This is a genomic window from Brevibacterium sp. CFH 10365 (assembly GCF_009299785.1).
Lineage (GTDB): Bacteria > Actinomycetota > Actinomycetes > Actinomycetales > Brevibacteriaceae > Brevibacterium > Brevibacterium limosum.
Window position 1 is genome coordinate 46,102 of the sequence record NZ_VIGO01000009.1, and the last position, 25,896, is coordinate 71,997.

At 65.1% G+C, this 25,896-nt stretch carries 17 protein-coding genes; 7 read left to right on the forward strand and 10 right to left on the reverse strand.

Annotated elements, in window-relative coordinates:
* Positions 1-43 precede the first annotated feature (43 nt).
* Positions 44-271 carry a hypothetical protein gene (locus FHG09_RS16870; RefSeq protein ID WP_152348808.1) on the forward strand — a complete coding sequence of 76 codons (228 nt, stop codon included), beginning with the start codon at positions 44-46 and terminating at the stop codon, positions 269-271.
* 69 nt (positions 272-340) lie between these two features.
* On the opposite strand, the gene FHG09_RS16875 is transcribed toward FHG09_RS16870, so the two are convergent.
* Positions 341-1,453 (reverse strand): ferrochelatase, encoded by a 1,113-nt coding sequence (locus tag FHG09_RS16875; RefSeq protein ID WP_152348809.1) that lies wholly within the window; start codon positions 1,451-1,453, stop codon positions 341-343.
* A gap of 308 nt (positions 1,454-1,761) precedes the next feature.
* Here FHG09_RS16875 and sepH point away from each other — a divergent pair, with 308 nt between their 5' ends.
* On the forward strand, positions 1,762-2,883 hold the full coding sequence (sepH, locus tag FHG09_RS16880) for a septation protein SepH (protein ID WP_152348810.1): 1,122 nt from the start codon (positions 1,762-1,764) through the stop codon (positions 2,881-2,883).
* Positions 2,884-2,885: 2 nt separating this feature from the next.
* Here the strand turns inward: sepH and cydC are convergent, their stop codons facing one another.
* From cydC to FHG09_RS16895, 3 genes are read right to left on the reverse strand one after another with little or no spacing between them, the layout of a single operon-like run.
* On the reverse strand, positions 2,886-6,350 hold the full coding sequence (gene cydC, locus FHG09_RS16885; RefSeq protein ID WP_152348811.1) for a thiol reductant ABC exporter subunit CydC: 3,465 nt from the start codon (positions 6,348-6,350) through the stop codon (positions 2,886-2,888).
* Positions 6,347-7,369, reverse strand: a complete 1,023-nt coding sequence (gene cydB, locus FHG09_RS16890) for a cytochrome d ubiquinol oxidase subunit II (RefSeq protein WP_152348812.1) — start codon at positions 7,367-7,369, stop codon at positions 6,347-6,349. The genes cydC and cydB overlap by 4 nt, the downstream gene beginning before the upstream one ends.
* A gap of 17 nt (positions 7,370-7,386) precedes the next feature.
* A complete protein-coding gene (locus tag FHG09_RS16895) occupies positions 7,387-8,958 on the reverse strand; it encodes a cytochrome ubiquinol oxidase subunit I (protein ID WP_193627423.1) in 1,572 nt (523 codons plus the stop codon).
* A 244-nt stretch (positions 8,959-9,202) separates the two neighbouring features.
* Between FHG09_RS16895 and FHG09_RS16900 the strand changes: the two genes are divergently transcribed.
* Positions 9,203-9,565: a BlaI/MecI/CopY family transcriptional regulator gene (locus FHG09_RS16900; RefSeq protein ID WP_039210305.1), complete on the forward strand. Its 363-nt coding sequence runs from the start codon at positions 9,203-9,205 to the stop codon at positions 9,563-9,565.
* 18 nt (positions 9,566-9,583) lie between these two features.
* Positions 9,584-10,477, forward strand: a complete 894-nt coding sequence (locus FHG09_RS16905) for a M56 family metallopeptidase (protein WP_152348813.1) — start codon at positions 9,584-9,586, stop codon at positions 10,475-10,477.
* 57 nt (positions 10,478-10,534) lie between these two features.
* Here the strand turns inward: FHG09_RS16905 and FHG09_RS16910 are convergent, their stop codons facing one another.
* Positions 10,535-12,646, reverse strand: a complete 2,112-nt coding sequence (locus FHG09_RS16910) for a DNA gyrase/topoisomerase IV subunit B (RefSeq protein WP_152348814.1) — start codon at positions 12,644-12,646, stop codon at positions 10,535-10,537.
* A gap of 126 nt (positions 12,647-12,772) precedes the next feature.
* On the opposite strand from FHG09_RS16910, the gene FHG09_RS16915 reads away from it, so the two are divergent.
* Positions 12,773-13,618: an N-acetylmuramoyl-L-alanine amidase gene (locus tag FHG09_RS16915; protein ID WP_152348815.1), complete on the forward strand. Its 846-nt coding sequence runs from the start codon at positions 12,773-12,775 to the stop codon at positions 13,616-13,618.
* 149 nt (positions 13,619-13,767) lie between these two features.
* Here the strand turns inward: FHG09_RS16915 and FHG09_RS16920 are convergent, their stop codons facing one another.
* Both FHG09_RS16920 and FHG09_RS16925 read right to left on the reverse strand, forming a co-directional pair.
* Positions 13,768-15,246 (reverse strand): RNA polymerase sigma factor, encoded by a 1,479-nt coding sequence (locus FHG09_RS16920; RefSeq protein ID WP_152348816.1) that lies wholly within the window; start codon positions 15,244-15,246, stop codon positions 13,768-13,770.
* Between the two features lie 208 nt (positions 15,247-15,454).
* Positions 15,455-16,627, reverse strand: a complete 1,173-nt coding sequence (locus FHG09_RS16925; RefSeq protein WP_193627424.1) for a DUF4192 family protein — start codon at positions 16,625-16,627, stop codon at positions 15,455-15,457.
* A gap of 292 nt (positions 16,628-16,919) precedes the next feature.
* Here FHG09_RS16925 and FHG09_RS16930 point away from each other — a divergent pair, with 292 nt between their 5' ends.
* Together FHG09_RS16930 and FHG09_RS16935 are read left to right on the forward strand one after the other, a co-directional pair.
* Complete coding sequence (locus FHG09_RS16930) at positions 16,920-17,672, forward strand: spermidine synthase (RefSeq protein ID WP_227492829.1); 753 nt, start codon at positions 16,920-16,922, stop codon at positions 17,670-17,672.
* 186 nt (positions 17,673-17,858) lie between these two features.
* Entirely contained in the window at positions 17,859-20,090 is a 2,232-nt protein-coding gene (locus FHG09_RS16935) for a HelD family protein (protein WP_152348819.1), read from the forward strand.
* Positions 20,091-20,345: 255 nt separating this feature from the next.
* Here the strand turns inward: FHG09_RS16935 and nrdR are convergent, their stop codons facing one another.
* From nrdR to dnaE, 3 genes are all read right to left on the reverse strand, one after another.
* Positions 20,346-20,843 (reverse strand): transcriptional regulator NrdR, encoded by a 498-nt coding sequence (nrdR, locus tag FHG09_RS16940; RefSeq protein ID WP_135809799.1) that lies wholly within the window; start codon positions 20,841-20,843, stop codon positions 20,346-20,348.
* 2 nt (positions 20,844-20,845) lie between these two features.
* A complete protein-coding gene (hisD, locus tag FHG09_RS16945) occupies positions 20,846-22,156 on the reverse strand; it encodes a histidinol dehydrogenase (RefSeq protein ID WP_152348820.1) in 1,311 nt (436 codons plus the stop codon).
* A 206-nt stretch (positions 22,157-22,362) separates the two neighbouring features.
* Positions 22,363-25,872: a DNA polymerase III subunit alpha gene (gene dnaE, locus FHG09_RS16950; RefSeq protein ID WP_413773156.1), complete on the reverse strand. Its 3,510-nt coding sequence runs from the start codon at positions 25,870-25,872 to the stop codon at positions 22,363-22,365.
* Between the last annotated feature and the right edge of the window lie 24 nt (positions 25,873-25,896).

The following is a 25,896-nucleotide window of genomic DNA, read 5'->3' on the forward strand; positions in this document are numbered from 1 at the left end:
GTTCGTCCCCTGTGGAGGCGGCCCGAGGAAGGACGGATCCACAATGAGTGAATTCGCTGATCAGCTCGACACCCGAATCGATGATGTCCGTCATCGCATTCACGAGGCCCGGTCCGCCGGTGACGACTTCCTCGTCGAAAATCTCATCGACGACCTGCAGAACCTCATGGAACTGGCCGGTCGCAATGATGTCGACACCGGCCCCATCGCCGAGGTGATCCAGGCCGAGACGGGCGCTCTGCCCGTCATTCCGAGCCCGGACGACTGCTGACGAACAGAAACACCTGAAGAAGAACCCTCCCCCGCCGAATCGGCGAGGGAGGGTTCTCTGCGTCCGAGCTCAGTTCGCGACGATCCAGTTCGGGTAGGTCGCACGTTCGATGCGGCCGCGGCAGCAGTCGATGCTGCAGGCTCCGCTGCCGGGCACCAGGGCCTTCGTTCCGGGCAGGGCGGGAGCGTCGACGTCTTCTCCGCGCAGCTGAGCGACACGCTCCTCGATGAGGTCGACGAGCCCCCTGACGAAGGCATCGTGAGTGCCGACGGTGCCGACCCGGGTGAAGTCGAGACCGAGCTCTGCGGCGGTCTCCTTCGCCTCGGTGTCGAGGTCGAAGGCGACCTCCATATGGTCGGAGATGAATCCGATGGGCACGAGCACGACACCGGTCACCCCTTCCTCGGCGAGTTCGGTCATCCGGTCATTGACATCGGGTTCGAGCCACGGCACCTCGGGCGAACCCGAACGCGAGCAGTAGACGAGCTCGGAGGGAACACGATCCGCTTCGTCCACACGCCCCATGAGGTGGTCGATGAGCTCTTCGTGCTGGGCACGGTAGCCGTTGGTGGTCACCTCGGAGGCGTCCTGCATGACGTTCGGGATCGAGTGGGTGACGAAGAGGATCCGGTGCTCGGCCGCGTCGAGCTGTCCGGCCTGGGCTCGGAAATCGGCGAGGCCTTCGCTCAGGCGGTCGGCACAGGCGTCGGCGTATCCGGGGTGGTTGTAGAACTGACGGATCTTGTCGATCGAGACTGTGAGGCCCTCGTCCTTGAGCGTGTCGATCGTCTTCGCGAAGTCTTCGCGGTACTGACGGCACGACGAATACGACGAGTAGGCGGAGGTGTCGATCGAGAGGAACTGCGTGGCACCGTCTTCGGCCAGGCTGCGGACCTCATCGGTGAGATAGGGGTCCCAGTTGCGGTTGCCCCAGATCAACGGAGTCTCGATGTCGCGGCGATCGAGTTCGGCACGCAGCGCGGCCAGCAGAGCCTTGTTCTGATCGTTGATCGGCGACTTGCCTCCGAAGCCGAAATAGTGCTCCCCCACCTCCTCGAGCCGCTCCTCGGGAATCCCGCGGCCGGCGGTGACGTTGCGAAGGAATGGAACCACTTCTTCTGGGGCCTCCGGTCCTCCGAAAGACATGAGGACCAGGGCGTCGATGGGTGCAGTCGTATTCACGGTTTCGATCTTACAGACTGCGCCTCAACTCGGCCCGCTGTCCGCAGAGTGAGCCGTGCCCACTCACGGTGCAGACGCGAACCGGGCCGACAGACGCCGACCGGCCCGATAGACGCCGACGGGGCCGACAGGCGCCGACCGGCCCGGCACGAACGGTCGCGTCCGACACATTCGTGGCCGGTCTCACAGATTCACTCCGTTCAGAGCCGAACCGGCCCGTGATTTCGCGACTCGCGCGGAAATCTGCCCGGCGCGTCGCACCGAACGTGACACGATGCTTCTGAGACGCGACAAAGGAGCTTAAGGCAATGCGTGAACTGATCTTGAACGGAGTCAACGCAGACGGCACCCATCTGCTGTTGAACGACGATAACGGGCTTCAGTACCGAGTCGTCCTCGATGAGGCTCTCATCGCCGCGGTCCGTAAGGACCGCACCCAGTCCAAGGCCGAGACTCCCGTGCGCCCCAAAGAGATCCAAGCCATGATCCGCGGCGGCATGGACGCCGAGGAGGTCGTCGCCTCCACCGGTGCCGACATCGAATACGTGCGCACCTATGAAGGTCCGGCCAAGGCCGAACGCTCACGCACCGCCTACCTCGCCAGCCGACACCCCATCTATTCCGATCATGATCCCAACGGTGAGCCGACTCCGCTCATCGAGCTCTGTCAGGAACGTCTGGCGATGCGCGATGTCGACATCGAGACGATGGAGTGGGACTCGTGGAAACAGCAGGACGGCAACTGGTACATCCAGCTCAGCTTCACTGCCGCCGACCGTGTGCGCACCGCCAGCTGGCACTACTACCGCCGTTCGCTGACCCCGATCGACGATGAGGCGAAGTGGCTCGCCGATTCCGGTCCCACCGACACCGGCCCGATCCCGAACTACGGCAGCGGTGCCGAACGCCAGAAGAACACCGAGGAGGTCGACGTCCTCCCCCGCGCGGATCAGTCCTCCGCTTCGATCGCCGCGGACGGTCCGGTCCGTCCCACCGCCGGTTCGGCTCCTTCGCAGCAGGCCCGCGATCACCAGGCCGAGACCGGTCGGATCCTGGAGAACCTGCGCAAGCGCCGCCACGCCGAGGAGGAGCCGAGAACCCGTCTGCGTGCGGTCACCGAGGATCCCGAGACTCATCCGCAGGGTGCGCACACCGCTCCCGGGCAGCCCGAAGCCGCCACCGACGACGAGGTCTTCGCGTTCGAGGATTCCGCTCCGTCTGCCGATGAGCCGCAGGAGCCGACCGAGAAGGTCGGTGTCTTCGACGATGAGAATCAGCTCTCGCTGCTCAACGAGCCCGGGGTGAGCGATCACGCCGATCAGTTCCAGGACTCGGCTCCGACGAAGGATTCGAAGCCGAAGTCGAAGAAGAACTCGCGCGCCTCGATCCCGAGCTGGGACGAGATCATGTTCGGCTCGAAGCGGGACTGACCTCAGACACCCGAGTGCTCGGCGCCGGGAATGCGCGTGCCGAGGTCGACGACCTCGTCGCCGTCCGTGATCAGTCGCCTGTCGTGGGTGACCATGACGACCGTGCGGTCGCTCAGGTTCCCCCGCAGGTCACCGATGAGCAGACGCGCCGTCTCATCATCCAGGTGCGCTGTCGGTTCGTCGAGGACGATCACATCAGCCCCGGTCAGAAGGGTTCGCGCCACTGCCAATCGCTGCCTCTGACCGCCGGAGATCTCCGCCCCTCGGTCGCCGACCCACCGGTCGAGCCCCTCGGCATCGGCCCAGTCGCTCAGTCCTGCGGCTCTCAGCGCAGAGATCATCTCGTCGTCTCCGGGCACCGTCGGCTGGGCCAGTGCGAGGTTGCCGCGCACGGTGGAGCGGAAGACGTGTGCTTCCTGAGGACACCAGGCGATTCGGCCGACCAGGTCTGCCGGTGAGCGCGTGAGCATATCGTGGTCGGTCCCGTTCCGGTCACGGGCACTGTAGCGGCCGGACCAGGGGTCGAGGAACCGCAGCAGCACACTCAGACTCGTCGTCTTGCCGGTTCCGCTGTCGCCGCACAGCACGGTCCAGCCGCCGCGTTCGGCTCTCAGGTCGAGTCCTGCGACGACGGGGAGGTCGTCCCAGCCCACGGTGATCGAGTCGAACTCGAGTGATCGGACGCCATCGAGCTCCGTCGCGTCGCTGGGGCCACGGGTCGAATCCTCAGCCGCAGGGGCCGTCGCATCGGCGTCGAAGCCCGCCCTCTGGGAGTCACGATCCTGCGACATGTCCGGCGTCGGCAGGCAGTCCAGTGCCGCTCCCAGGCCGGGCATCTGACGGAATGCCTCGAGCGCCGAGGCGAACACTTCGCCCAACCCCAGCGCCATGAGGGAGAGCACGGCGACGATCTCGGTCGGAGCATCCGTGGTGGCTGCCAGGATCACAGCGGTGACGAACGTGCTCAGCTGCAGCCACAGTTGGGCGAGCCCGAAATTTCGGGCAGAGGCCTTCTGCTTCGCTTCGAGGTCGTTCTCCAGACCGGCCAACAGGTCGAGGACTCGGGTGTCGATCCGGTTCGTGCGCAGATCGTCTTTCGCGTGCAGAGCACGCGTGAGCACGGACAGGATCCGATTGCGGTCGTTCCGGATTCCGTATGCCAGCCGGCTCTCTGCCCGGACGGCGAGGATCGGGACGATGACGAGGTTGAAGGCGCCCACGAGGACGAACCAGCCCAGCGAACCCGAATCGAGGAGCGCCGCGGTGATGCTCACGCCGATGACGACCATGACGGAGACGAGCGGCGGGAACAGGGTCCGCGGCACCAGGTCGCGGACGTCATCGGCGTCGGCGACCATCGCACGCAGCGCCGAGTCCGAGGTCAGCAGACGCCGATCGCTCATACCGACGCGTTCGAAGTGCTTCCACAGCCGCGTGCGCAGTCGCGTGAGTGCGGAGAAGATCGCCGAGTGGAGCCTGAGTCGGCTGACGTAGAGCAGCACGGACCGGCTGAGTCCGAAAAAGCGCACACCGACGATGGCGACCATGAGCAGCATGATCGGCGGCTGGTAGGAGGCTTCAACGATGAGCCACGCGGAGACCGCGGTCAATGCGATGGCCGCGAGGCTGGAGGCGCAGGCGGTGAGGGCTGCCACCAGCATGGTCGGGGTGAAGAGCGGAAGGCTCGAGTGCAGAATCGACCAACGACGACGCAGAGCCGACGTCCAGGTCTCGCCCGCGGACTGCTGGTTCTCGACGTCCGGCTGCCTCTCGGTCACGGACCGAGTGCGGGGTTCGTCTCCGGAGCCAGCCCGGGCCTCCGACGCGCGAGCTCCCTCCCACGTCCCAGCGGCAGGACCCTCGGCAGGGTCGGCCCGGCCCTGGTCCGCCGCCGCGGTTGGTGCCGACGCCGCTGAATCCGCATTCCCGACCGCTTCGGTCCGGACCTGCTCCGGACGGATCTCGGTGTCGGCCAGGGCGCGGACCTGTTCGTCATGGCTGGCGAGGATCACTCGGTGGGTGGCGGCCGCCTCGGCGATCATCGCGATGACGATGTCGGCATTGTCGGCATCGAGGTGGGCGGTCGGTTCGTCGAGGACGAGCACCTCGGCACCGTCACCGAGGTGGTCTCGCACACGCACCAGTGCCAGTCGTCGCTGCTGGCCGGGACTGAGCGCCGCCGTCTGCACCTGCAGATCGGTGGGCAGCCCGGCGGCCGACAGAGCAGTCCGCGCTCTGTCCTCGTCGAGCCCGAAGAGGGCCAGTTCGGTGCCGATGGTCTCGGCGAACATGCGTGGAGCCTGCGGCACATAGGCCGCGGTCACGGGCGCGACGGTGGTGTGCGCATCGGCAGGCAGACTGCCGACCAACGCACTGAGCACAGTCGTCTTGCCCGACCCTGACCGGCCGCTGATCGTCGTCACTCCAGGCCGGGTGTCGATGGTGCCCGACCAGGTGATGAGCGTGCCGTCGGCATAGAGGACCCGCTGCTCACCCGGCCGGCCGGCGGTCTCAGGGCCGGTCTCCACCGTCGTCGCCGCATCTGTCGGCTGTGTCTCTGACAGCAGTGCCTGGGCTCTCCCTCGGGCTTCACGACCGTTCTCGCTCGCATGGTAGCCGGCGCCGAGCTCGCGCAGCGGGATGAAGCATTCGGGCGCGATGAGCAGGACGAGCAGTCCGTCGCTGAGATCCATCGTCCCGTTCACCAGACGCAGACCGATGACCACGGCCACGAGTGCCACCGAGATCGTGGCGATGAGTTCGAGAGCCAGGCTGGAGAGGAAGGCGATGCGCAGCGTGGACAGGTTCGCCTGGTGGTAACGCTCCCCCAGCTCGCGCAGCCGGCGCGCATGGTCGCGTGAGCGCCCGAGGCCGATGAGGACGGGAAGCCCCTCGGCGAGCTCGGCCAGATGGTCCGAGAGCCGCTCCAGAGCGGCCATCGTCTCCGAGGTCGACTCTGCCGTGTAGCGGCCGATGAGCACCATGAACATCGGCACCAGCGGCAGGCAGAAGGCGATGATGACGGCGGAGAGCACATCGCTGAAGACGATGCGCGCCAGCAGCACGATGGGCACGACTGCGGCTGCGGTCAGGGCCGGCACCACCGTGGTGAAGTAGTCGTCGAGATCGTCGATTCCCCGTGTGACCGTCACTGCCGCGTTCGTCCTTGGCCGTCCCTGACCGCGCAGCAGACCCGCGAGGATCGAGGAGCGCAGACCGCGTTTCGATTCGGCGGCCAGAGAGGTGCCCAGACCCCGGTCGAGCCAGAGGCCACCGCCGCGCAGCAAGGCGCCGAGGGCTCCGAGGATCAGCCACAGCCCGGGCGTGGTGTGGCCGATGACGGCTCGCACCAGGGCTTCGGCGATGAGGACGATTCCCACCGCCCGGCACAGGGCGGAGAACACCGAGAGCGCGAACCCCCGCCGACCGGTGGGCAGTTCGAGCAGGATCGACAGGGGCGAGCTCACGACCGGATCGCCACCGGCAGCTTGTGCGCTTCCGGGATGTGGGTCTCGGCGATGCGGCCGAGGAACATCCGGTAGCTGAAGATCTGGTAGGCGATGATGATCGGCAGGATCACAATGGTCACGATGAGCATGACGTTCAAGGTGTAGTCCGACGAGGAGGCCGATGCGATCGTCAGCGAGTTCGCCGGATCGATCGTCGAGGGCAGCACGTTCGGGAAGACGCCGGCGAAGACCGCGGCCAGACCGGCGATGAGGTAGATCCCGTGCAGAAGGAACGCCCGCTTCTCGGCACCGGCGCGGACCGCGAAGAACGCGGCGATGAGTGCGGCAAGAGCGACGAGCACCGGGACGACGAGCCAGGTCCGCTGTGTGATCGAGTAGGCGAACCAGATGAGGAACGGCATCGCGGCCGGCAGCATGATCCTTCCGGCCCAGCGCCGCGACCTCGTCCGGACCTCGCCCTGGGTCTTGAGACCGAGGAAGATGAGCCCGTGGGCCAGGGAGAAGCCGAGTCCGCCGAGACCGCCGGCGAGCACCGGCCAGGACATCCAGGCGAAGGCTCCGCCGATCAGATCGCCGTGATCATTGAGCGGCAGTCCGATGGTCGTCAGTGCGAGCATCGCACCGATGCAGAAGGCTGTTCCGGCCGAGCCCACCGCCAGCGCCCAGGTCCAGAAGGACTTCCACCTCTCCGAGTGGCCCTTTCCGCGGTATTCGATGGCCACGGCACGGAAGATCAGCGCGAGCAGGCACAGCGTCAGCGGAATGTAGAGCGCGGAGAACAGTGAGGCGTACCAGTGTGGAAAGGCCGCGAACATCGCACCGGCCGCGGTGATCAGCCAGACTTCGTTGCCCTCCCAGACCGGACCGATCGAGTTGAGCAGCACGCGTTTGCTGCGTTCGCTGCGGCTGAGGAAGGGCATCATCATGCCCACACCGAGGTCGAAGCCGTCGAGGAACAGGTATCCCATCCAGAGCACGACGATGAGGACGAACCAGATAGTGGCGAGAATTTCCATCGTGACCTTCCCTTCCCTCAGTACGCGAACGACAGGACGTCGTCGCCGTTGTCGGTGATCGTGGGTTTCGTATTCGTCTGGTCGAGCTCAGGCATCGCCGAGGCGACTCCGCCCTTGACGTACTTCGTGATCAGACGCAGTTCGACGGCCATCAGAATCCCGTAGACGGTGGTGAGGCTGATCAGTGAGAACAGCAGCATCGCCGGTGTCACCTCGGGTGAGAGTGCCGCCTGGGTGTACATGTACACCCCATCGAGCTGTGCCGGGTTTGGGGCGACGACGAAGGGCTGACGACCCATCTCGGTGAAGATCCAGCCGGCCGAGTTTGCGAGGAACGGCGCCGTGATGGCCAGGACGAAGCCCCGGCTGAGCCACTTCGACTCGGGCACCGTGCCCTTGCGGGCCAGCCACAGTCCGATGACGCAGACTCCGGCGGCCAGGGCGCCGAAGCCGATCATCATGCGGAAGCCCCAGTAGGTGACGATCATGATCGGCTGGTAGTCGACCGGTTCGCCGGCATGGTCGCCGTACCGCGGATCGTCGGGGATATGGGTGCCGTAGCGCTCCTGGTATTCCGGCAGCAGCGTCGTCACACCGTGGACCGGGGTGTCGAAGTCGCCGTTGGCCAGGAAGGACAGCAGACCGGGGATCTCGAAGATGTTCTGCACTCCGTCGCAGTCGTTCGAGGAGGGGTCGGCGATCGTGAGGACGGAGAACTGGGTGCCGTCGTGGCAGGCCGCCTCGGCGGAGGCCATCTTCATGGGCTGCTGATCGAACATCAGCTTGGCTTGGACATCACCGGTGATCGAGACTCCGGCGAAGGCGATGACGCCGACGATCGCGCCGATGCGCAGAGACTTGATCCACACCGTGTGGTCAGTCTTGTCCCGCCCGGGCAGTTCCTCCGACGAGCCGACGAGGACCTTGCCGTCGGCTCCGACGCTGTCGATTCCAGCCTTGCGCCGGTGGTAGAGGTGGTACCAGGAGATGCCGAGGAGGAAGGACCCGCCGACGGCCAGGGCACCGAAGATCGTGTGTGTGAAGGCGGCGATGGCGGTGTTGTTGCCCAGCACCGCCCAGACGTCGGTCATCACAGGCCGACCGTCGACCATGTCGACGCCGACGGGATGCTGCATCCAGGAGTTCGCGACGATGATGAAGTAGGCCGAGATCCACGTGCCGATGACGGCCAACCACAGAGAGCCGAGGTGGACTGCGCGGGGCAGGCGACCCCAGCCGAAGATCCACAGGCCGAGGAAAGTCGACTCGAGGAAGAACGCCAGCAGGGCCTCCAGAGCCAAGGGGGCCCCGAAGACGTCACCGACGAAGCGAGAGTATTCGCTCCAGGCCATGCCGAACTGGAATTCCTGGACCAGGCCGGTGGCCACACCCATGATGAAGTTGATGAGGAAGAGCTTGCCGAAGAACTTCGTGCTCCGCAGATACACCTCATTGCCGGTGCGGTGGTAGATCGTCTGCAGGACAGCCACGAGCATGCCGAGTCCCAGGGTCAACGGCACCATCCAGAAGTGGTAGACCGTTGTGATTCCGAATTGCCACCGACCGATGAGGACCGGATCCAGCTCCATGGGCGCTCCATTCAGGTTTCACGAGAGCATTGTTTCTACGTCACGTAGAATTCTACAACCCGTAGAAACAGTGCCCTCATGGTTTCATCATTCAAGACTCCCGGTTCCAAGTATGCCTTCCCGCAAGGACACCTGACCAGGATCACCGCTCCGCCGAAACCCCAGGTGCCTGTGTGGAATTCGACAGACTGTAGAGATATACTGGAGCGATCAGACCGACAAAGAAATTGAGGGCGAAAGAACTGTGGGAACACTGGGTGAACTCGAACGCAGCGTCATGGACGCCATCTGGGTCCACGACGACGGGTTGAGCGCCGCCGAACTCCGCGAAGTCCTCTCGGACCGCGAGCTCGCGCTGACGACGGTCCATACGGTCCTGTCTCGACTCGAGAAGAAGGGCTTCGTCACTCGTGATCGCAGCATCCGTCCGCACCGCTATATCGCGGTCTCGACCCGTGAGGATCATGTGGCGGAGCTGATGACCGAGATGCTGTCTCAGGCACCGGACCGTCAGGCTGTCCTCGCGCGCTTCCTCGGCACCGTCTCGGAGGCCGACACCAAGGCGCTGCGCAATCTGCTCGGGCGCAATCACTCGACGCAGTCCTGACCCAGGCCGGTCACCTCAATGACCATCGTAGGACTTGTTCTGGCCGTGCTGGCTTTTCTGCTGGCATGGCCCATTCCTGCGGCACTCGCTCGCTTCCGCGGTGACCCGATCTCCGAGGTCGTCCTCTGGCAGGCCGTCGGACTCTCCGGAGGACTGTCCCTCATCGGCGCTGCCCTCGCATTCGCCGTCGCCCCGGGCACGACGAGTCTTCCACAGGGGCTCTTCGACCTCTTGCGCGGCAAGGACCACACTCAGCTGTCGCTGCTGGCGTGGATCTTCCTCGTCATCGCCGTGCTCCTCATCGGCCGGCTGCTCGGCTGCCTGGTCCTGACTCTCTATTCCGCGCGCAAGACCCGTCTGCGCCACGACGAGATCCTGCATCTGCTCAGCGAACCGTCGATCACCTACCCCGACACTCGCATCATCACCACCGATGAGGCCGTTGCCTACTGCCTGCCCAAGGGGCCGCGGAAGGGCACTGCAGTCCTGTCGACCGGTCTGCTCAAGGCGCTCGACGAGGATGAGCGCACCGCCGTCATCGCTCACGAGAGGGCGCATCTGGATTTCCGGCACGATGTGCTCGTCATTCCATTTGCCGCATGGCATCGGGCACTGCCCTACTTCTCGGCCACGGCGATCGGGTTGAATTCGGTGAATCAGCTCATCGAACTCATGGCCGATGATCAGGCGCGCGACCACGTCGATCCGCAGATCCTGGCTCAGGCGGTGAGTTCGGCCGCGGCGATCAGTCCCGAACACCGCAGTGATCTGTCCGCCCAGCGCATCCGACGGCTGTCACGTCCCTTGGATCCGGCGCGGATCCCCGTGCGGCTGATGTCGATCGGACTGGCCGTGCTGCTTCTGCTCCTGCCGACTCTGCTCATCGTCACACCGTCCGCATTCGGCATCTGAGCCCGAGCCGTTGATCGGCCTGGGCTCAGAGGGGACGGACTGACTCAGCTGTCGGTCTCAGCTGTCGATGCGTTCGGCGTCGAGGACGGCGGCACCGGAGACGATGAATTCCCTGCGCGGACCGACCGACGATCCCATGAGGAGTTCGAAGGTGTTCTCCGCCATCTCGGCATCGGCCATCGTCACCCGACGCAGGGTGCGCATGCCAGGGTCCATGGTCGTCTCGGCCAGCTGGTCGGCGTCCATCTCACCCAGGCCCTTATAGCGCTGAATGGGTTCCTTGTAGGTCTTCTTCTGCTTCTCGAGCTTCTTCAGCAGAGAATGGAGCTCCGCTTCGGTGTAGGTGTAGATGATGTCGTTGGGCGTTCCGCGCTTCGTCACGACTTCGACTCTGTGCAGCGGAGGCACTGCGGCGAAGACACGACCGGCTTCGACCAGCGGCTTCATGTACCGGAAGAACAGGGTGAGCAGCAGAGTGCGGATATGGGCACCGTCGACATCGGCATCGGTCATGATGACGACGCGTCCGTATCGGGCGGCATCGATATCGAAGCTGCGCCCGGAGCCGGCGCCGATGACCTGGATGAGGGCTGAGCATTCGACATTGGCGAGCATGTCGGCCAAGGTCGCTTTCTGCACGTTGAGGATCTTCCCGCGGATGGGGAACAGCGCCTGGTGGTCGGAGTTGCGGGCGGCCTTTGCCGTGCCCATCGCCGAGTCGCCCTCGACGATGAACAGTTCCGTGTTCTCCACTCCGTTGTCGCGGCAGTCGTAGAGCTTCGCCGGCAGCGAGGAGGCTTCCAACGCGGTCTTGCGTCGCTGATTCTCCTTGTGGGTGCGGGCAGAGATGCGTGACTTCATCTCGGCCACGACCTTCTCCATGAGGACCGCGGCCTGCTGCTTCTCGGCACGTTTGGTCGAGGCGAGCACCTCTCCGAGCTGTGTCTCGACGGTCTTCGCCACGATCTGTCGCACTGCTGCGGTGCCGAGGACCTCTTTGGTCTGCCCTTCGAACTGGGGTTCGGACAGCTGCACGGTGACGACGGCGGTGATGCCGGCGAGCACATCGTCCTTCTCGAGCTTGTCCTTGCCGACCTTGAGCTTGCGCGCGTTGGCGTCGACGGCTTTGCGCATCGCCTTCAGGCAGGCCTGTTCGAACCCGGCGAGGTGGGTGCCGCCCTGTGGTGTGGCGACGACGTTGACGAAGGACTTCAGCTTCGTGTCGTAGCCGGTCCCCCAGCGCAGTGCGATGTCGACGCCGACCTCACGTTCGACTTCCTTGGACTCGAGGTGGCCCGAGGAGTTGAGCACCGGCACGGTCTCCTTGAAGGTGCCGGTGTTCTGCAGACGCCAGGTGTCGGTGATCGGCGGGTCGATGGAGAGGTGGTCGACGAATTCGGTGATTCCCCCGTCGAACTTGAACACCTCTTCGCGTTCTGCGATGACGGCGCCGGTCTCGTCACGGGCGACCCCGCGACGGTCGACGATGCGCAGTTCGAGGCCGGGGACGAGGAACGCGGTCTGGCGGGCGCGTTCGACCAGATGCGGGTAGTCGAACTGGGCTTTGGCGAGGAAGATCTGCGGATCGGCCCAGTACTGGACACGAGTGCCGGTGGCACCGCGTTTGGCCTTGCCGACGATGTCGAGGCCGGTCGGCTCCTGGAAGGCCTCGAACGGGTTGTCCGGGCTCGGGGTGCCGGAGGAATCGTCGAATCGTCCCGGCACACCTCGGCGGAAGGACATCTTATGCACCTTCGATCCGCGGGTGACCTCGACGTCGAGGCGTGCGGACAGGGCGTTGACGACCGAAGCGCCGACTCCGTGCAGACCGCCCGAGGCGGCGTAGGACGAGCCGCCGAACTTGCCGCCGGCGTGGAGTTTGGTCATGACGACCTCGACTCCGGTCAGACCGGTCTTGGGCTCGATGTCGACGGGGATGCCGCGGCCCTTGTCGGTGACGGCCACCGAGCCGTCGGCGGCGAGTTCGATGAGGATCTCGGATCCGTATCCGCCGAGGGCCTCATCGACGCAGTTGTCGATGACCTCCCACAGGCAGTGCATAAGACCGCGGGAATCGGTCGTGCCGATGTACATGCCGGGTCGCTTGCGAACCGCTTCAAGACCGGACAGGACGGACAGGTGCCTGGCACCGTAGCTTTCGTCTTCCACACAATTCCTCTCGTTCGATTAAATTCTAATCGCTGTGCGCTCAGGACCCTATTCTCTGCGGGTCGTGTCGGGAACCGATCCGGATGAACGCACCGATGGGCACCGCAGAGCTGAAACAATGGGGCCATGCGTCATCGCCTGCTCGTGCCGAGCCTCCTCGCCTCTGCCGCTCTCTGCCTCCCCGGTCTGGCGGCCTGCTCCGATGACTCGTCTGCTCCGGGGCAGACGAGTCAGGCGGCTGAGACCGCCGGCCGGTCGGCGTCTGCCGACACGGGTGCTGAAGAAGAGGGGAACCCGAGCGAGACCGCCTCAGCGAAGGCAGACGAAGCGGACCTGAAGGGGAAGGTCATCGCGATCGATCCGGGCCACAACGGCGGCAATGCGCAGCACCCGGAGGAGATCAATCGACAGGTTCCCGACGGACGGGGCGGAACGAAGGCGTGCAACACCACGGGCACGTCGACGAATTCGGACTACCCGGAAGCCGACTTCACATGGGCAGTGGCGAAGAAGCTGAACACGTCGCTGACCGACGCAGGGGCCGACGTCGTGCTCAGCCGCAAGGACAACAAAGGAGTCGGACCGTGTGTGGATGAGCGCGGGACTTTCGCCGACGATGCGGATCTGCTCGTGAGCATCCACGCCAACGGCAGCGAGTCGAGCTCGGTGAAGGGCTTCCACATCATCGTTGCCGACCCTGGTGAGGACGAGAAGACCGAAAAGGCCTCCGTTGATCTGGCGAAATCCGTGGGGAGTTCGATGGGTGAGGAGTTCACTCCGAACAGTGCCTACGGAAAGGATGCGATCAGCCGACGGCCGGACCTGGCCGGGTTGAACAATGCTTCGGTTCCCGCCGTCATCGTCGAATGCGGAGAGATGCGCAATCCGTCCGAAGCGAAGATCATGGAGTCGAAGTCCGGGCAGAGGAAATACGCCGACGCCCTGTTCGACGGCATCGTCGACTGGTTCTGAACCGCGCCCGGCGCCTCCGATTCCGAACCGGATGCAGCCGCTGGTTCTGAACCGTGGATGCCGAACGCCCCTGGGAGGTCCCCAGGGGCGTTGGCAGGTGACGGATCCGCTCTTGGAGCGGTCGAGGCGAAACTCAGTCGAGGCGAAACTCAGTCGAGGTAGTCGCGCAGCACCTGCGAGCGGGACGGGTGACGCAGCTTCGCCATGGTCTTGGACTCTATCTGGCGGATCCGCTCACGAGTGACGCCGTAGACCTTGCCGATCTCATCAAGGGTCTTCGGCTGACCGTCGTTGAGTCCGAAGCGCATGGACACGACTCCGGCTTCACGCTCGGAGAGCGTGTCGAGCACGGAGTGCAGCTGCTCCTGGAGGAGGGTGAAGCTGACAGAGTCCGAGGGCACAACGGCTTCGGAGTCCTCGATGAGGTCGCCGAACTCCGAGTCGCCGTCCTCGCCCAGCGGGGTGTGCAGCGAGATCGGCTCCCGACCGTACTTCTGCACCTCGACGACACGCTCGGGTGTCATGTCGAGCTCCTTCGCAAGCTCTTCCGGAGTCGGTTCGCGCCCCAGGTCCTGCAGCATCTGGCGCTGCACTCGGGCGAGCTTGTTGATGACCTCGACCATGTGCACCGGGATGCGGATCGTACGAGCCTGATCGGCCATCGCGCGGGTGATGGCCTGACGGATCCACCAGGTGGCATAGGTGGAGAACTTGAAGCCCTTCGTGTAGTCGAACTTCTCGACGGCGCGGATGAGGCCGAGGTTGCCCTCCTGGATGAGGTCGAGGAAGAGCATTCCACGGCCGGTGTAGCGCTTGGCCAGCGACACGACGAGTCGGAGGTTGGCTTCCAACAGGTGGTTCTTCGCGATGCGACCGTCGTGGATGATCCACTTGTAGTCCATCGTTTCGCGAGGATCGGTCACCTCTCCGCCGTCGAGCAGGTGCTCGGCGTACATTCCGGCCTCGATGCGCTTGGCCAGGTCGACCTCCTCGGCGGCGTTGAGCAGTGCCACCTTGCCGATCTGCTTGAGGTAGTCCTTGACCGGGTCCGCGGTCGCACCGGCGGAGACGACCTGCTGGGCAGGCGCATCTTCTTCGTCGGCATCGGAGACGATGAAGCCTCCGGCCTCGGCCACGGCGGCGTTCTTCTCCTTCTCCTCCGAGTTCTTCGTCTCGGTCGCCTCGGCGGGGCTCTCCTCTGTGGCCAGGGCGTCCGCTGCCGGTTCGACCTCCTCGGTGGTGTCGATATCGTCGTCGGCCTTCTTCGCCTTGGTCTCCTTCTTGGCTTCCTTGGCGGCGGTGGCCTTCGTCACGGTCTTCTTCGGAGCAGCCGTCGACTTGGTCTCGGTGGTCTTCGCGGCGGTCGTCTTCTTCGCAGCAGTCGTCTTCTTCGACGCAGCCGTCTCCGTCTTTGCGGCAGTCGACTTCGCAGTCGTCTTCGCGGTCGCCGCCTTCTTGGCTCCAGCGGACGTCTTCTTCGCAGTGGACTTCGACGCCGCAGTGGTCTTGGATCCACCGGTCGAGGTCGTGCCGGCCGTTCCCTCCGACTTCTCCGTCACCGTTGTGGATTCCTTGTCGACTCTGGGCACGTGTTCACCTTTCGCGAGCGTTGAAACTTCCCCATGCATTCGGACAGTACTAAGACCCAAGTCAAGTGGTCCGCGTGCGGTCCGGGGCGAACGCATAGTTCGCCCATCCTGCAATGACTGGGTCAACGCTTAATTTTCTCACGTTATTCCCTGCTTTGCGAATCGGCCCGCGAAGACTCCGGGGCGATACGGCCGGTCTGCCCACGAGAACGAAAGGGCCGGCGAAACTGTTCCCGCTCGCCGAGACTCAGACAGCCGGGCTCTGGGTCTCCGCCAGCCACCGAGGCAGGCACCCCATGTTCACGGCACTGATGATGAGTTCGGCCAGACCGTGTTCGGATTCGAGTTCGACGGCGGCCAGCGCATAGTTGAGCGCCATCGTCGAGCCGCCCAACGCCCATTCGAACCAGGCGATGACGGCATAGGTGTTGGCTCGTGCCTGCGGGTGCCCTGCCCGCAGGTAGACCTTGAGGAAGGCGATGGCGAGCAGAATGTCCCGCGGCCGCGGAGCACGGGATGAGAGTCCGACGAGCTGCTGGGCGGCGTGAGCCTGGGAGACGATGCGGCGACTCATCGTACAGAGCTCATCACCGTCGAGTTCCCTGACCTGGGAGGGCGGGAAGTCGGGGTGGTCGAAGCTGAGGATCATCTCGAGGGCGTCACGTGACCAGATCTCGACGAGCAGGGTATCGAGAGCCATCACCGTCGGCAGGTCCATCAGGTCGTGGATGCGCACCTCGTCGACCGGTTCGTCCTCGTGTCGCATCGCTTCCAGCCGCGGGTAGACGTCGGCGAGGATGGCGAAGGCCTCGTCCGTGCCCATCCACTCCTGAGACCGCCCGCGGCGGCTGTCGGCGAAGGCCTCGGCCGGCATCGGGGAGATGACCAGGTCCTCAGGGTCGGCGACCGGGTTGGATCCGCCGGCGACGAGTTCCGTGGCACACGCCGAGGTGGTCGCTTCGATCAGCGGTGTGCTGTCGTATCCGTCCTCGTCGATGCGGCCGAAGTGGTCCTGATTGACCCACCATGCGCTGAGCGTGTCGACGCTTCTGGCGGCGAAGGTCATGGCCAGTTCGTCGATCGCCGCCCGGATGAGGCCGCGATGGACCTCGGCGTATTCGGAGTCGGCACCGGCCCCGAAGGCACTGACCGGCCGGTAGTCATCGTCGTAGAGGACGAGGAAGACGCCGGTGACCCTGCAGGTGCGCATGATGAGGTCGGCGTACCAGCCGCCGCCTTCGGACAGCGTCTGAGCCGCACTCTCCCGGTCGAAGTCGACGCGCATCGTCGTCGAGCTGGACTGGGCCCCGGTCTTCTCTGTGCCGACGATGACGGCGACGAGGCTGCGCCGCGGGGTGTAGCCCAGGGTGTGGGGAATGATCCCGATGATGTCTTCGGGTGAGCGGGCCGGTGTCTTCATTGCGTCCTCCATGATCGGGGTGGGTCGTGTCGGCCGGAGCGGTTCCCGTACCCGGGACGGCGCCTGCGCCGGTGGTGGTTCCGTGAGTGGGTCCCACTCCATCCGATCCCGGGTCGATTCCTCCAGATCCGGCTCCAGGCCTGTGGACGGCACGATCCTGCCCACAGCGCCCTGGTGGTTGAGTCGAGGCCCGCGTCCCCACGAGAATCAGCGCCGAATTGCCTCCGGCCCCTCGCTGGCATACAAGTGAGGGGTGGCGAAGAGACGGATATACACAGCTCCTGGTTCTCAAGTGGTCGACATCTCGACGGGAGAGGCCCGGTTGGAGAAGCTCGACGGCGAGGCCGATTCCTACATCCTCCACGTCAACGGGGTCCCCTCCTCGTCGATCACTCTCAGCGATCCGCAGCGACTGGACTACGAGTACCTGGATTGGATGCGACGCATCATCGACGTCGAGCTCCCTGCCGGGTCGCTGCGGGCCGCACACATCGGTGCCGCCGGCTATGCTCTGGCCCGCGCCATCGACTCGGCGCGGCCCGGGTCGAAACAGACGGCGATCGACATCGATGCCAAGCTGCTCGACTTCGCCCGCGAGTGGTTCGACCTGCCCCGCTCCCCCGCCCTGGCTCTGCGTGCCGGTGACGGCGCGGTGGAGATCGGGAAGTTCCGGCCCGATGCCCTCGACGTCCTCGTCCGGGACGCCTTCGACCATGACTCGGTTCCGTCATCCCTGCAGACTGCTGAGTTCTTCGCCGGCTGCGCCGTGGCGGTCAAGGACTCCGGGCTCTATATCGCCAACGTTCCCGACAGCGGTGACCACCGCATCCTCCGGTCCGAACTGCGCGGCCTCGGCGAACACTTCGCCCATCTGGCGGCAGCCACGGAACCGGCGATCCTCAAAGGACGTCGACGCGGCAATGTCGTCGTCCTCGCATCCAACACTCCGCCGGATGTGGCCGGTCTCGACCGCAGTCTGCGCACCGCCGCCTCATCTGCGACCTTCCTGGCCGGAGCGGACCTGCGCTCCCGCCTCGGTCTCTGACTCCCGCGTCAGCCTTCCACCGGAGTCTCAGGCACGCCCACATTCGGAGTCTCAGGCACGCCCACCACCGGGATCTGAGGCACGCCCTCAGCGGGAATGTGAGGTACGCCCCGGTCCGAAATGACGTTGCGACTACAGACGCCGGGGAAAGTTCGGCATAATTGAATGCCGACCCAAGAAGGTGAGATGACCGAAACTTCAGAAATTCGTGTTGAGCAGACCAAGCTCGACGAGCTCTATGCCCGCCTCGATGAGCTCCGGGAGGAGACGACAACCCGCCTGGGCACGGTGAGGATCTCCGAGGTCGGAGGCAATCACCAGCATCGCACCGAACGCGATGCCTTCGCGACGATGTACGAAGATCAGCTCATCCGCCTCGACGGCGCCGAGGAGGGACTGTGCTTCGGTCGCCTCGACATCGTCGACGAAGACGCACCCACGTATATCGGTCGCATCGGACTCACCGACGAACAGCGACAGCAGATCCTCGTCGACTGGAGAGCGCCGGCCGCCGAGCGCTTCTACCAGTCGACCGCGGCCAACCCCGATGGGATCGCCCGCCGCCGTCACCTCGTCACCGCGAACCGGTTGGTCACCGGCATCGAAGACGATGTGCTCGACATCGACGCGCTCGATGACGATCAGCGGTCGAACCTGCAGGGTGAGGGAGCCCTTCTCGCCGCTCTGACCACTCACCGCACCGGTCGGATGGGCGATATCGTCGCAACCATCCAGGCCGAACAGGATGCGATCATCCGCCGTCCGCTCTCCGGAGTCCTCGTCGTCCAGGGCGGTCCGGGCACCGGCAAGACCGCCGTCGCCCTCCACCGCGCCGCATTCCTGCTCTACCGGCACCGGGAGCGCATCGCGAAGTCCGGTGTCCTCCTCGTCGGCCCGTCGACGGTGTTCCTCAAGTACATCGAGAAGGTCCTGCCCAGCCTCGGCGAGACCGGGGCCGTCCTGCTCACCCCGGGGCAGCTCTACCCCGGGCTCGACACGGATGCCACAGATGCACCGGCAGTCGCCGAGATCAAGGGCCGCTCCGTCATGGCCCGGGTGCTGAAGAACCACGTTGCGAACTACCAGCGCATCCCCGACCACGATGTCGAGATGCGGGTGCGTTCGCACACGATCGTGCTGCGTCGCCGCGACGTCCAGTCTGCGCGCGATCGGGCCCGTCGCAGCGGAGATCCGCACAATGCCGCTCGCACCGGTTTCGTCACCGGTCTGCTGAAGATCCTCGCCGAGGATCTCGCCCGTGAGATGGGTTTGGATGCGGCCGGAGAGCGGCTGCCCGAGCTGCTCGAAGATCTGCGCTCCTCCGTCGACGTCCGTCGCGCCCTCAACCTCGCGTGGTTCCCCATCGGCCCCGCCGCCGCTCTGCGATCCCTGCTGGGCAGAGCGCACAAGCTGCAGGCCGCCGCTCGCAGACTCCTCACCCCGGCAGAGCAGTCGATTCTGGTTCAGCAGCGTCGGGACGAGTTCACGGTCGACGATGTGCCGCTGCTCGACGAGCTGGCCGAACTTCTCGGTTCCGCACCGCAGCAGACGCAGGCTCGGGATGACTCGGCACGCGAATACGCCGAAGCCGTCGTCGATATGACCGAGACCGGAGGAATGGTCTCGGCCGAGACGCTCGCGGCTCGCTGGGAGGAGCAGGGGCCGTCGATGACCCTGGCCGAACGCGCCCTTGAGGACCGGGAATGGACGTACGGCCACCTCGTCGTCGACGAGGCCCAGGAACTCTCTCCCATGCAGTGGCGGGTCCTCTTCCGGCGCGTGCCGTCGAAGTCGGCCACCGTCGTCGGCGACCTCGCCCAGTCCTCGCAGGTCGACAACGCCCGCACCTGGTCGTCGATCCTGAACGAGTTCGTCGGGGACCGTTTCGCCCTCCAGGTGCTCACGGTCTCCTACCGCACCCCACAGTCGGTGATGGATCTGGCCAACCGCTACCTGCATCGGCATTTCCCGCAGCTCGAGCTCGTCGAGTCGGTGCGCCGGGGAGGTTCGGACCCGCAGCTGGATTCCTTCGTCGACGAGTCCGAGATGCTGGCCGCCCTCCCCGCGGCGGTTGCGGCCGAGGTGTCCGCCGCCGAAGGTGGGAAGATCGCTGTCATCGCTGATGCGGAGCTCATCGAGCCCGTCGCCGAGGCGGTCGCGGACTTCGATTTCGGACGCTCGGTCACGGGCCTGGACCATCAGATCGCCCTCATCACCCCGCAGCAGGCCAAAGGTCTCGAGTTCGATTCGGTGATCATCGTCGAACCCGGCCGCATCGCCCCGATCGGCGGCGAGGCCGGCGTCGGCGGCCTCTATGTGGCGCTGACGCGGACGACGGAACGTCTGCGCGTCCTGGCCTCTGTGTCCACGGAGCTGACCGAACTCTTCTCCGCCGAGGCGGTCCGTCGAGCCGGCTGACCCACCCAATTACTACCTGACGGCGGCTGAGCAACCTCGCGCGAGGTTGCTGAGCCGTCGTCAGGTAGCAAGGGCTGAGGTGAATGTAAAAGGCCGCTTGGGTTCGGCTTCCCCTCCGAACCGCAAGCGGCCGCGCGCCGTAGCGCGCACGTTCAATACTACACAACTAATTCTGTACCGCGGTACTCGAAACGAAGATTTCTGACAGAAATCTCAGCAGTCTCGGAATCCGGTCACGGGGACGCTCCGACACGCTCAGTCGGCGAAGTCTTCGGGGGTGGGTTCACGGGTCTGACCGGACTGCAGCAGCGCATCGGCACGCAGCGAATCGATCGCGGCTTCGAAGTCTTCGAGCGAGTCGAATCCCTGGTACACGCTGGCGAAGCGCAGGTAGGCGACCTGGTCGAGTTCGCGCAGCGGTTCGAGGATGGACAGACCCACTTCGTCGGCGTCGATCTCGGCGATTCCCCGCGACCGGATGTTCTCCTCCACCCGCTGCGCGAGCTTCGCGAGATCATCGTCGCTGACCGGACGTCCCTGGCAGGCTTTGCGCACACCCGACATGATCTTCTGACGGGAGAACTCCTCGGTGACTCCGGAGCGTTTGATCACCGACAGGCTCGTGGCCTCCATCGTGGTGAATCGGCGACCGCAGTGACGGCACTGCCGGCGCCGGCGGATCGCGGCTCCGTCTTCGCTGGTCCTCGAATCGACGACCCGCGAATCGGACTCACGGCAGAACGGACAGCGCATCTCTACTCCTCGAACCTGATGTCGACAGCCCGGCCGTGGGCCAGCAGCTGTTCGCTGGCGGCGAGAACACCGATGTGTTCGGCCACCTCTGACAGGGCCTGCCGGTCGTAGTCGATGACCTGACTGACCTTGATGAATGAGTGCACACCCAGGCCCGAACCGTGAGCGGCGGTGCCCATCGTGGGCAGCACGTGGTTCGACCCGGCGCAGTAGTCGCCCAGCGACACCGGTGCCCAATCGCCGAGGAAGACCGCTCCCCCGTTCGTGATCCGCGCCCCGACCGCTGCGGCATCGGCCGTGTGGACCTCGACGTGCTCACCGGCGTAGCCGTTGACGACGGTGATCCCGGCGTCGAGGTCGTCGACGAGGACGATCGCCGACTGTCTTCCGCCCAGAGCCGTGGAGATCCGTTCGGTGTGCGTCGCCTCCGGTACCTGCACGTCCAGCTCCCTCTGGACCGCCTCGGCGAGTTCGACGGAGTCTGTGACCAGCACCGAGGCGGCCAGTTCGTCGTGTTCGGCCTGGCTGATGAGATCCGCGGCGACGAAACGCGGGTCGGCCTGTGCGTCGGCGAGGATGATGATCTCCGTGGGACCGGCGACCGCGTCGATGCCGACCCGAGAGCGGACGAGTGATTTCGCCGCAGCCACATAGGCGTTCCCGGGGCCGGTGATGAGGTCGACCGGTTCGAGTTCCTCGCCGTCGTCGAAGCCGAAGGCCAGAGCGCCGATCGCCTGTGCTCCGCCCATCGCCCAGACTTCGTCGATGCCGAGGATGTGTGCGGTGGCGAGCACGGTCGGGTGCGGCAGGCCGCTGCTCTGGGGCGGGCTGGCGATCGCCAGTGAGTGAGCACCGGCGGTCTGCGCCGGCACGACGTTCATGATCACCGTTGAGGGGTACACAGCCAGTCCGCCGGGCACATAGAGGCCGACGCGTTCGACCGGCAGGTGGCGGGTGGTGACGAAGGCACCGGAGGCCAGCTCGGTGCGGATATCGGCGGGACGCTGGTCGGCGGCGACCTTCCGGGCGCGGACGATGGATTCGACGAGCGCGTCCCTGACCGCGGGATCGAGTGCGTCTGCGGCCTCGGCCAGGGCCGATGCCGGTACGCGGAGGGACTCGGGGCGCACTCCGTCGAAGCGTTCGGTGAAGTCTTTCACCGCGGCCGCGCCCCCGTCGGCGACGGTGTCGAGCAGTTCGGCGACGCGTCGTTCGATATCGGCATGGGTCTCGGCGGCCCGAGGCAGCTTCTGCGCCAGGAATCGCTTGCTGAGGGTCTCACCACGGAAGTCCAGAATGTTCACCCGCACCATTCTAGTCTCCGCAGCAGCAGCGCAGTCCTCCGGCCCGAAGTGCGGACGGACCGGAATCGCTGCAACGGCACGATCGGCGAAACGACACACCTTTCTCTGAACTGCTCACGTTCTTCAGTGGGCAGTTCAGAGAAAGGCGTACCAGAACAGCCAGCGCGACACGCCTGCGGCCGCTGAGCAATCGTGAGCGGCGATGCGGCTGAGCCTCAGACGCTGAAGCAGCGGGAGCCCAGCAGTGCCTTCAGGTCTCCGTAGAGGCTCGGGTTCGGGTCGACCCGGATCGACCGGTCCAGACGCATCACCGTCTGCCGCCCCGGCTGAGACAGGGTGATGTGGACGTCCGTCTGGCCCTTGTTGGATTCGAGGATCCGTCGCAGCTTCGTCGCCATCTCCTCGGTCGCCTTCTCCATCGGCATGATCAGGGTGAGCGGTCGATCGTCGGGGTCGGTGACATCGGGAATCGTCATCGACATCGCCATCAGTGAGGTCGGACGGTCATCGGAGGTGCGGATGCGGCCGGTCAGGGAGATCACGAGGTCGGTCGCCAGCAGGCTCGCCACGGGTTCGTAGGTGTCGCCGAAGAACATCACTTCGATCTCGGCTTCGAGGTCCTCCAAGGTCACGATCGCATAGGGACGTCCGGAGTTCTTCGACACCTTGCGAGTGACCTGCGTGATCATTCCGCAGACCTTGATCTGGGTTCCGTCATGGCGGTGCGATTCCGGATCGACCACCTCGGCGATGGAGGCATCGGATTCGGCGGCCAGCACCCCTTCGAGCCCGTTGAGCGGGTGGTCGGAGACGTAGAGGCCGATCATGTCGCGCTCGAAGGACAGCTTCTCCTTCTTCTCCCACTCCGGACGATCGGGGATGGTCACGGAGAAGCCCGGTGCGTCGTCTCCCCCGCCGAGCCCGGCGAAGAGGTCGAACTGTCCGTTGGCTTCCTGCCGTTTGACGCCGATGACCGAGTCCACGGCCTCCTCGTGGACTTCGACGAGTGAGCGACGGCTGTGGCCGAGCGAGTCGAAGCCGCCGGCCTTGATGAGCGACTCGATCGTGCGCTTGTTGCACACGTGGCTGGGCACCTTGTCGAGGAAGTCCGTGAACGAGGTGTAGGCGCCCTTCTCTCCGCGGGCTTCGACGATGCCTTCGACGACGTGGGCGCCGACGTTGCGGACCGCGCCCATGCCGAAGCGGATATCGGTGCCGACCGGGGTGAAGTGGAGCGCGGATTCGTTGACATCCGGAGGCAGCACGGTGATGCCGAGGCGACGGCACTCGTTGAGGTAGATCGCGAGCTTGTCCTTGTTGTCACCGACCGACGTCAGCAGGGCCGCCATGTATTCGGCCGTGTAGTGGGCCTTGAGGTAGGCGGTCCAGTAGGACACGACACCGTAGGCGGCCGAGTGCGCCTTGTTGAACGCGTAGTCCGAGAACGGCAGCAGAATGTCCCACAGTGCTTGTGCGGCGGCCTCCGAGTAGCCGCGTTCCTTCATTCCGCCGAAGAAGCCGACCTGCTGCTTGTCGAGTTCGGACTTCTTCTTCTTGCCCATCGCACGGCGGAGGATGTCGGCCTGACCCAGCGAGTAGCCGGCGACCTTCTGCGCGATCGCCATCACCTGCTCCTGGTAGATGATGAGACCGTAGGTGGTGTCGAGGATATCCTTGAGCGGCTCCTCGAGCTCCGAGTGGATCGGGGTGACCTCCTGCAGGCCGTTCTTGCGCAGGGCATAGTTCGTATGCGAATCAGCACCCATCGGACCGGGTCGGTAGAGGGCCAGGGTCGCGGAGATATCCTCGAAGTTGTCCGGCTTCATCATCCGCAGCAGGGCACGCAGACCACCGCCGTCGAGCTGGAACACACCGAGGGTGTCACCCCGTGTGAGCAGTTCATAGGCGTCCGGGTCGTCGAGGGTCAGGTGCTCGAGGTCGAGGTCGAAGTCCCGGTTGGCCTTGATGTTCTCCACCGCGTCGGAGATGATCGTGAGGTTTCGCAGGCCCAGGAAGTCCATCTTGATGAGCCCGAGGCCCTCAGAGGTCGGATAGTCGAACTGGGTGATGACCTGACCGTCCTGGAACCGACGCATGATCGGAATGACGTCGATGATCGGGTCCGAGGACATGATGACACCGGCTGCGTGGACACCCCACTGCCGCTTCAGTCCTTCCAGGCCCTTCGCGGTCTCGAAGGTCTCTCGGGCTTCGGGATCGGTGTCGACGAGTTCGCGGAACTCGCCGGCTTCCTTGAAGCGCTTGGACTCCGGGTCCTCGATGTCCTTGAGCGGAATGTCCTTGGCCATCTCCGCCGGCGGCAGCGCCTTCGTCAGCCGCTCACCCATCGAGAAGGGCTTGCCGAGCACGCGGGCGGAGTCCTTCAGCGCCATCTTCGTCTTGATCGTGCCGTAGGTGACGATCATCGCCACACGCTCATCGCCGTACTTCTCGGTCACATACTCGATGACCTCGCCGCGGCGACGATCATCGAAATCGACGTCGAAGTCGGGCATGGACACACGGTCCGGATTGAGGAAGCGCTCGAAGAACAGTCCGTGCTGCAGCGGGTCGAGATCGGTGATGCGCATCGCGTAGGCGACCATGGAGCCGGCTCCCGAACCGCGGCCGGGCCCGACGCGGATGCCGTTGTCCTTCGACCAGTTGATGAAGTCCGCGACGACGAGGAAGTATCCGGGGAAGCCCATCGAGATGATGATGTCGAGTTCGTAGTCGGCCTGCCTGCGGACGTCATCGGGAACACCGTCGGGGTACCGGTAGTCGAGTCCCTTCGCGACCTCCTTGATCAGCCATGAGGTCTCGTCCTCACCCGGAGGGCACGGGAACTTCGGCATATAGTTCGCCGAGGTGTCGAAGGAGACTTCGCACTTCTCGGCGATCTCGAGGGTGTTGTCGCAGGCTTCGGGGAATTCCTTGAACAGGGACCGCATCTCTGCGGGAGTCTTGAGGTAGTAGCCGGAGCCGGAGAAGGCGAAGCGCGAACCGCCCTGATCATAGGTGGGTTCGATGAGTTTGGAACCGGATTGGATGGCCAGCAGCGCTTCGTGCGCCTTCGCATCCGATTCGTGCGTGTAGTGGAGGTCGTTGGTGGCGACCAGCGGAATGTCGAGTTCCTTCGACAGCCGGATGAGGTCCTTCGTCACCCGCTTCTCGATGGACAGACCGTGGTCCATGAGTTCGACGTAGTAGTTGTCCCTGCCGAAGATCTCACGGTACTTCCCCGCCGCAGCCTTGGCCTCTTCGTACTGTCCGAGTCGCAGGCGGACCTGGACCTCTCCCGACGGGCAGCCGGTGGTGGCGATGAGTCCGTCGGAATAGGTCTCGAGCAGGTCCTGGTCCAGACGCGGCCATTTCGCCGTCACCGAGTCCAGGGAGGCGTAGGACGACGCCTTGAACAGGTTCCGCATGCCCGTGTTGTTCCGCGACAGCAGGGTCATGTGTGTGTAGAGACCACCGCCGGAGAGGTCGTCGCTCTTCTGCGATTCGTCGGTGCGCCACTTCACGCGCGTCTTGTCCCGGCGGTCGGTGCCCGGGGTGACATAGGCTTCGACGCCGATGATGGGTTTGATGCCGGCGGCGGTCGCCTGGGACCAGAAGTCGAAGGCTCCGAACAGGTATCCGTGGTCGGTCGTGGCGATCGCGGACATTCCCGATGCCTTCGTCGCCGCCATCAGATCGGCGAGGCGGGCCGCACCGTCCAACATGGAGTATTCGGTATGGACGTGGAG

Excerpts from the sequence above, each read along its gene's own strand:
- FHG09_RS16870 (WP_152348808.1), top strand. The coding sequence starts at position 44 with ATGAGTGAATTCGCTGATCAGCTCGACACCCGAATCGATGATGTCCGT.
- sepH (WP_152348810.1), top strand. The coding sequence starts at position 1,762 with ATGCGTGAACTGATCTTGAACGGAGTCAACGCAGACGGCACCCATCTG.
- cydB (WP_152348812.1), bottom strand. The coding sequence starts at position 7,369 with ATGGAAATTCTCGCCACTATCTGGTTCGTCCTCATCGTCGTGCTCTGG.
- FHG09_RS16895 (WP_193627423.1), bottom strand. The coding sequence starts at position 8,958 with ATGGAGCTGGATCCGGTCCTCATCGGTCGGTGGCAATTCGGAATCACA.
- FHG09_RS16905 (WP_152348813.1), top strand. The coding sequence starts at position 9,584 with ATGACCATCGTAGGACTTGTTCTGGCCGTGCTGGCTTTTCTGCTGGCA.
- FHG09_RS16915 (WP_152348815.1), top strand. The coding sequence starts at position 12,773 with ATGCGTCATCGCCTGCTCGTGCCGAGCCTCCTCGCCTCTGCCGCTCTC.
- FHG09_RS16920 (WP_152348816.1), bottom strand. The coding sequence starts at position 15,246 with ATGCATGGGGAAGTTTCAACGCTCGCGAAAGGTGAACACGTGCCCAGA.
- FHG09_RS16925 (WP_193627424.1), bottom strand. The coding sequence starts at position 16,627 with ATGAAGACACCGGCCCGCTCACCCGAAGACATCATCGGGATCATTCCC.
- FHG09_RS16935 (WP_152348819.1), top strand. The coding sequence starts at position 17,859 with ATGACCGAAACTTCAGAAATTCGTGTTGAGCAGACCAAGCTCGACGAG.
- nrdR (WP_135809799.1), bottom strand. The coding sequence starts at position 20,843 with ATGCGCTGTCCGTTCTGCCGTGAGTCCGATTCGCGGGTCGTCGATTCG.
- hisD (WP_152348820.1), bottom strand. The coding sequence starts at position 22,156 with ATGGTGCGGGTGAACATTCTGGACTTCCGTGGTGAGACCCTCAGCAAG.
- dnaE (WP_413773156.1), bottom strand. The coding sequence starts at position 25,872 with ATGTTGGACGGTGCGGCCCGCCTCGCCGATCTGATGGCGGCGACGAAG.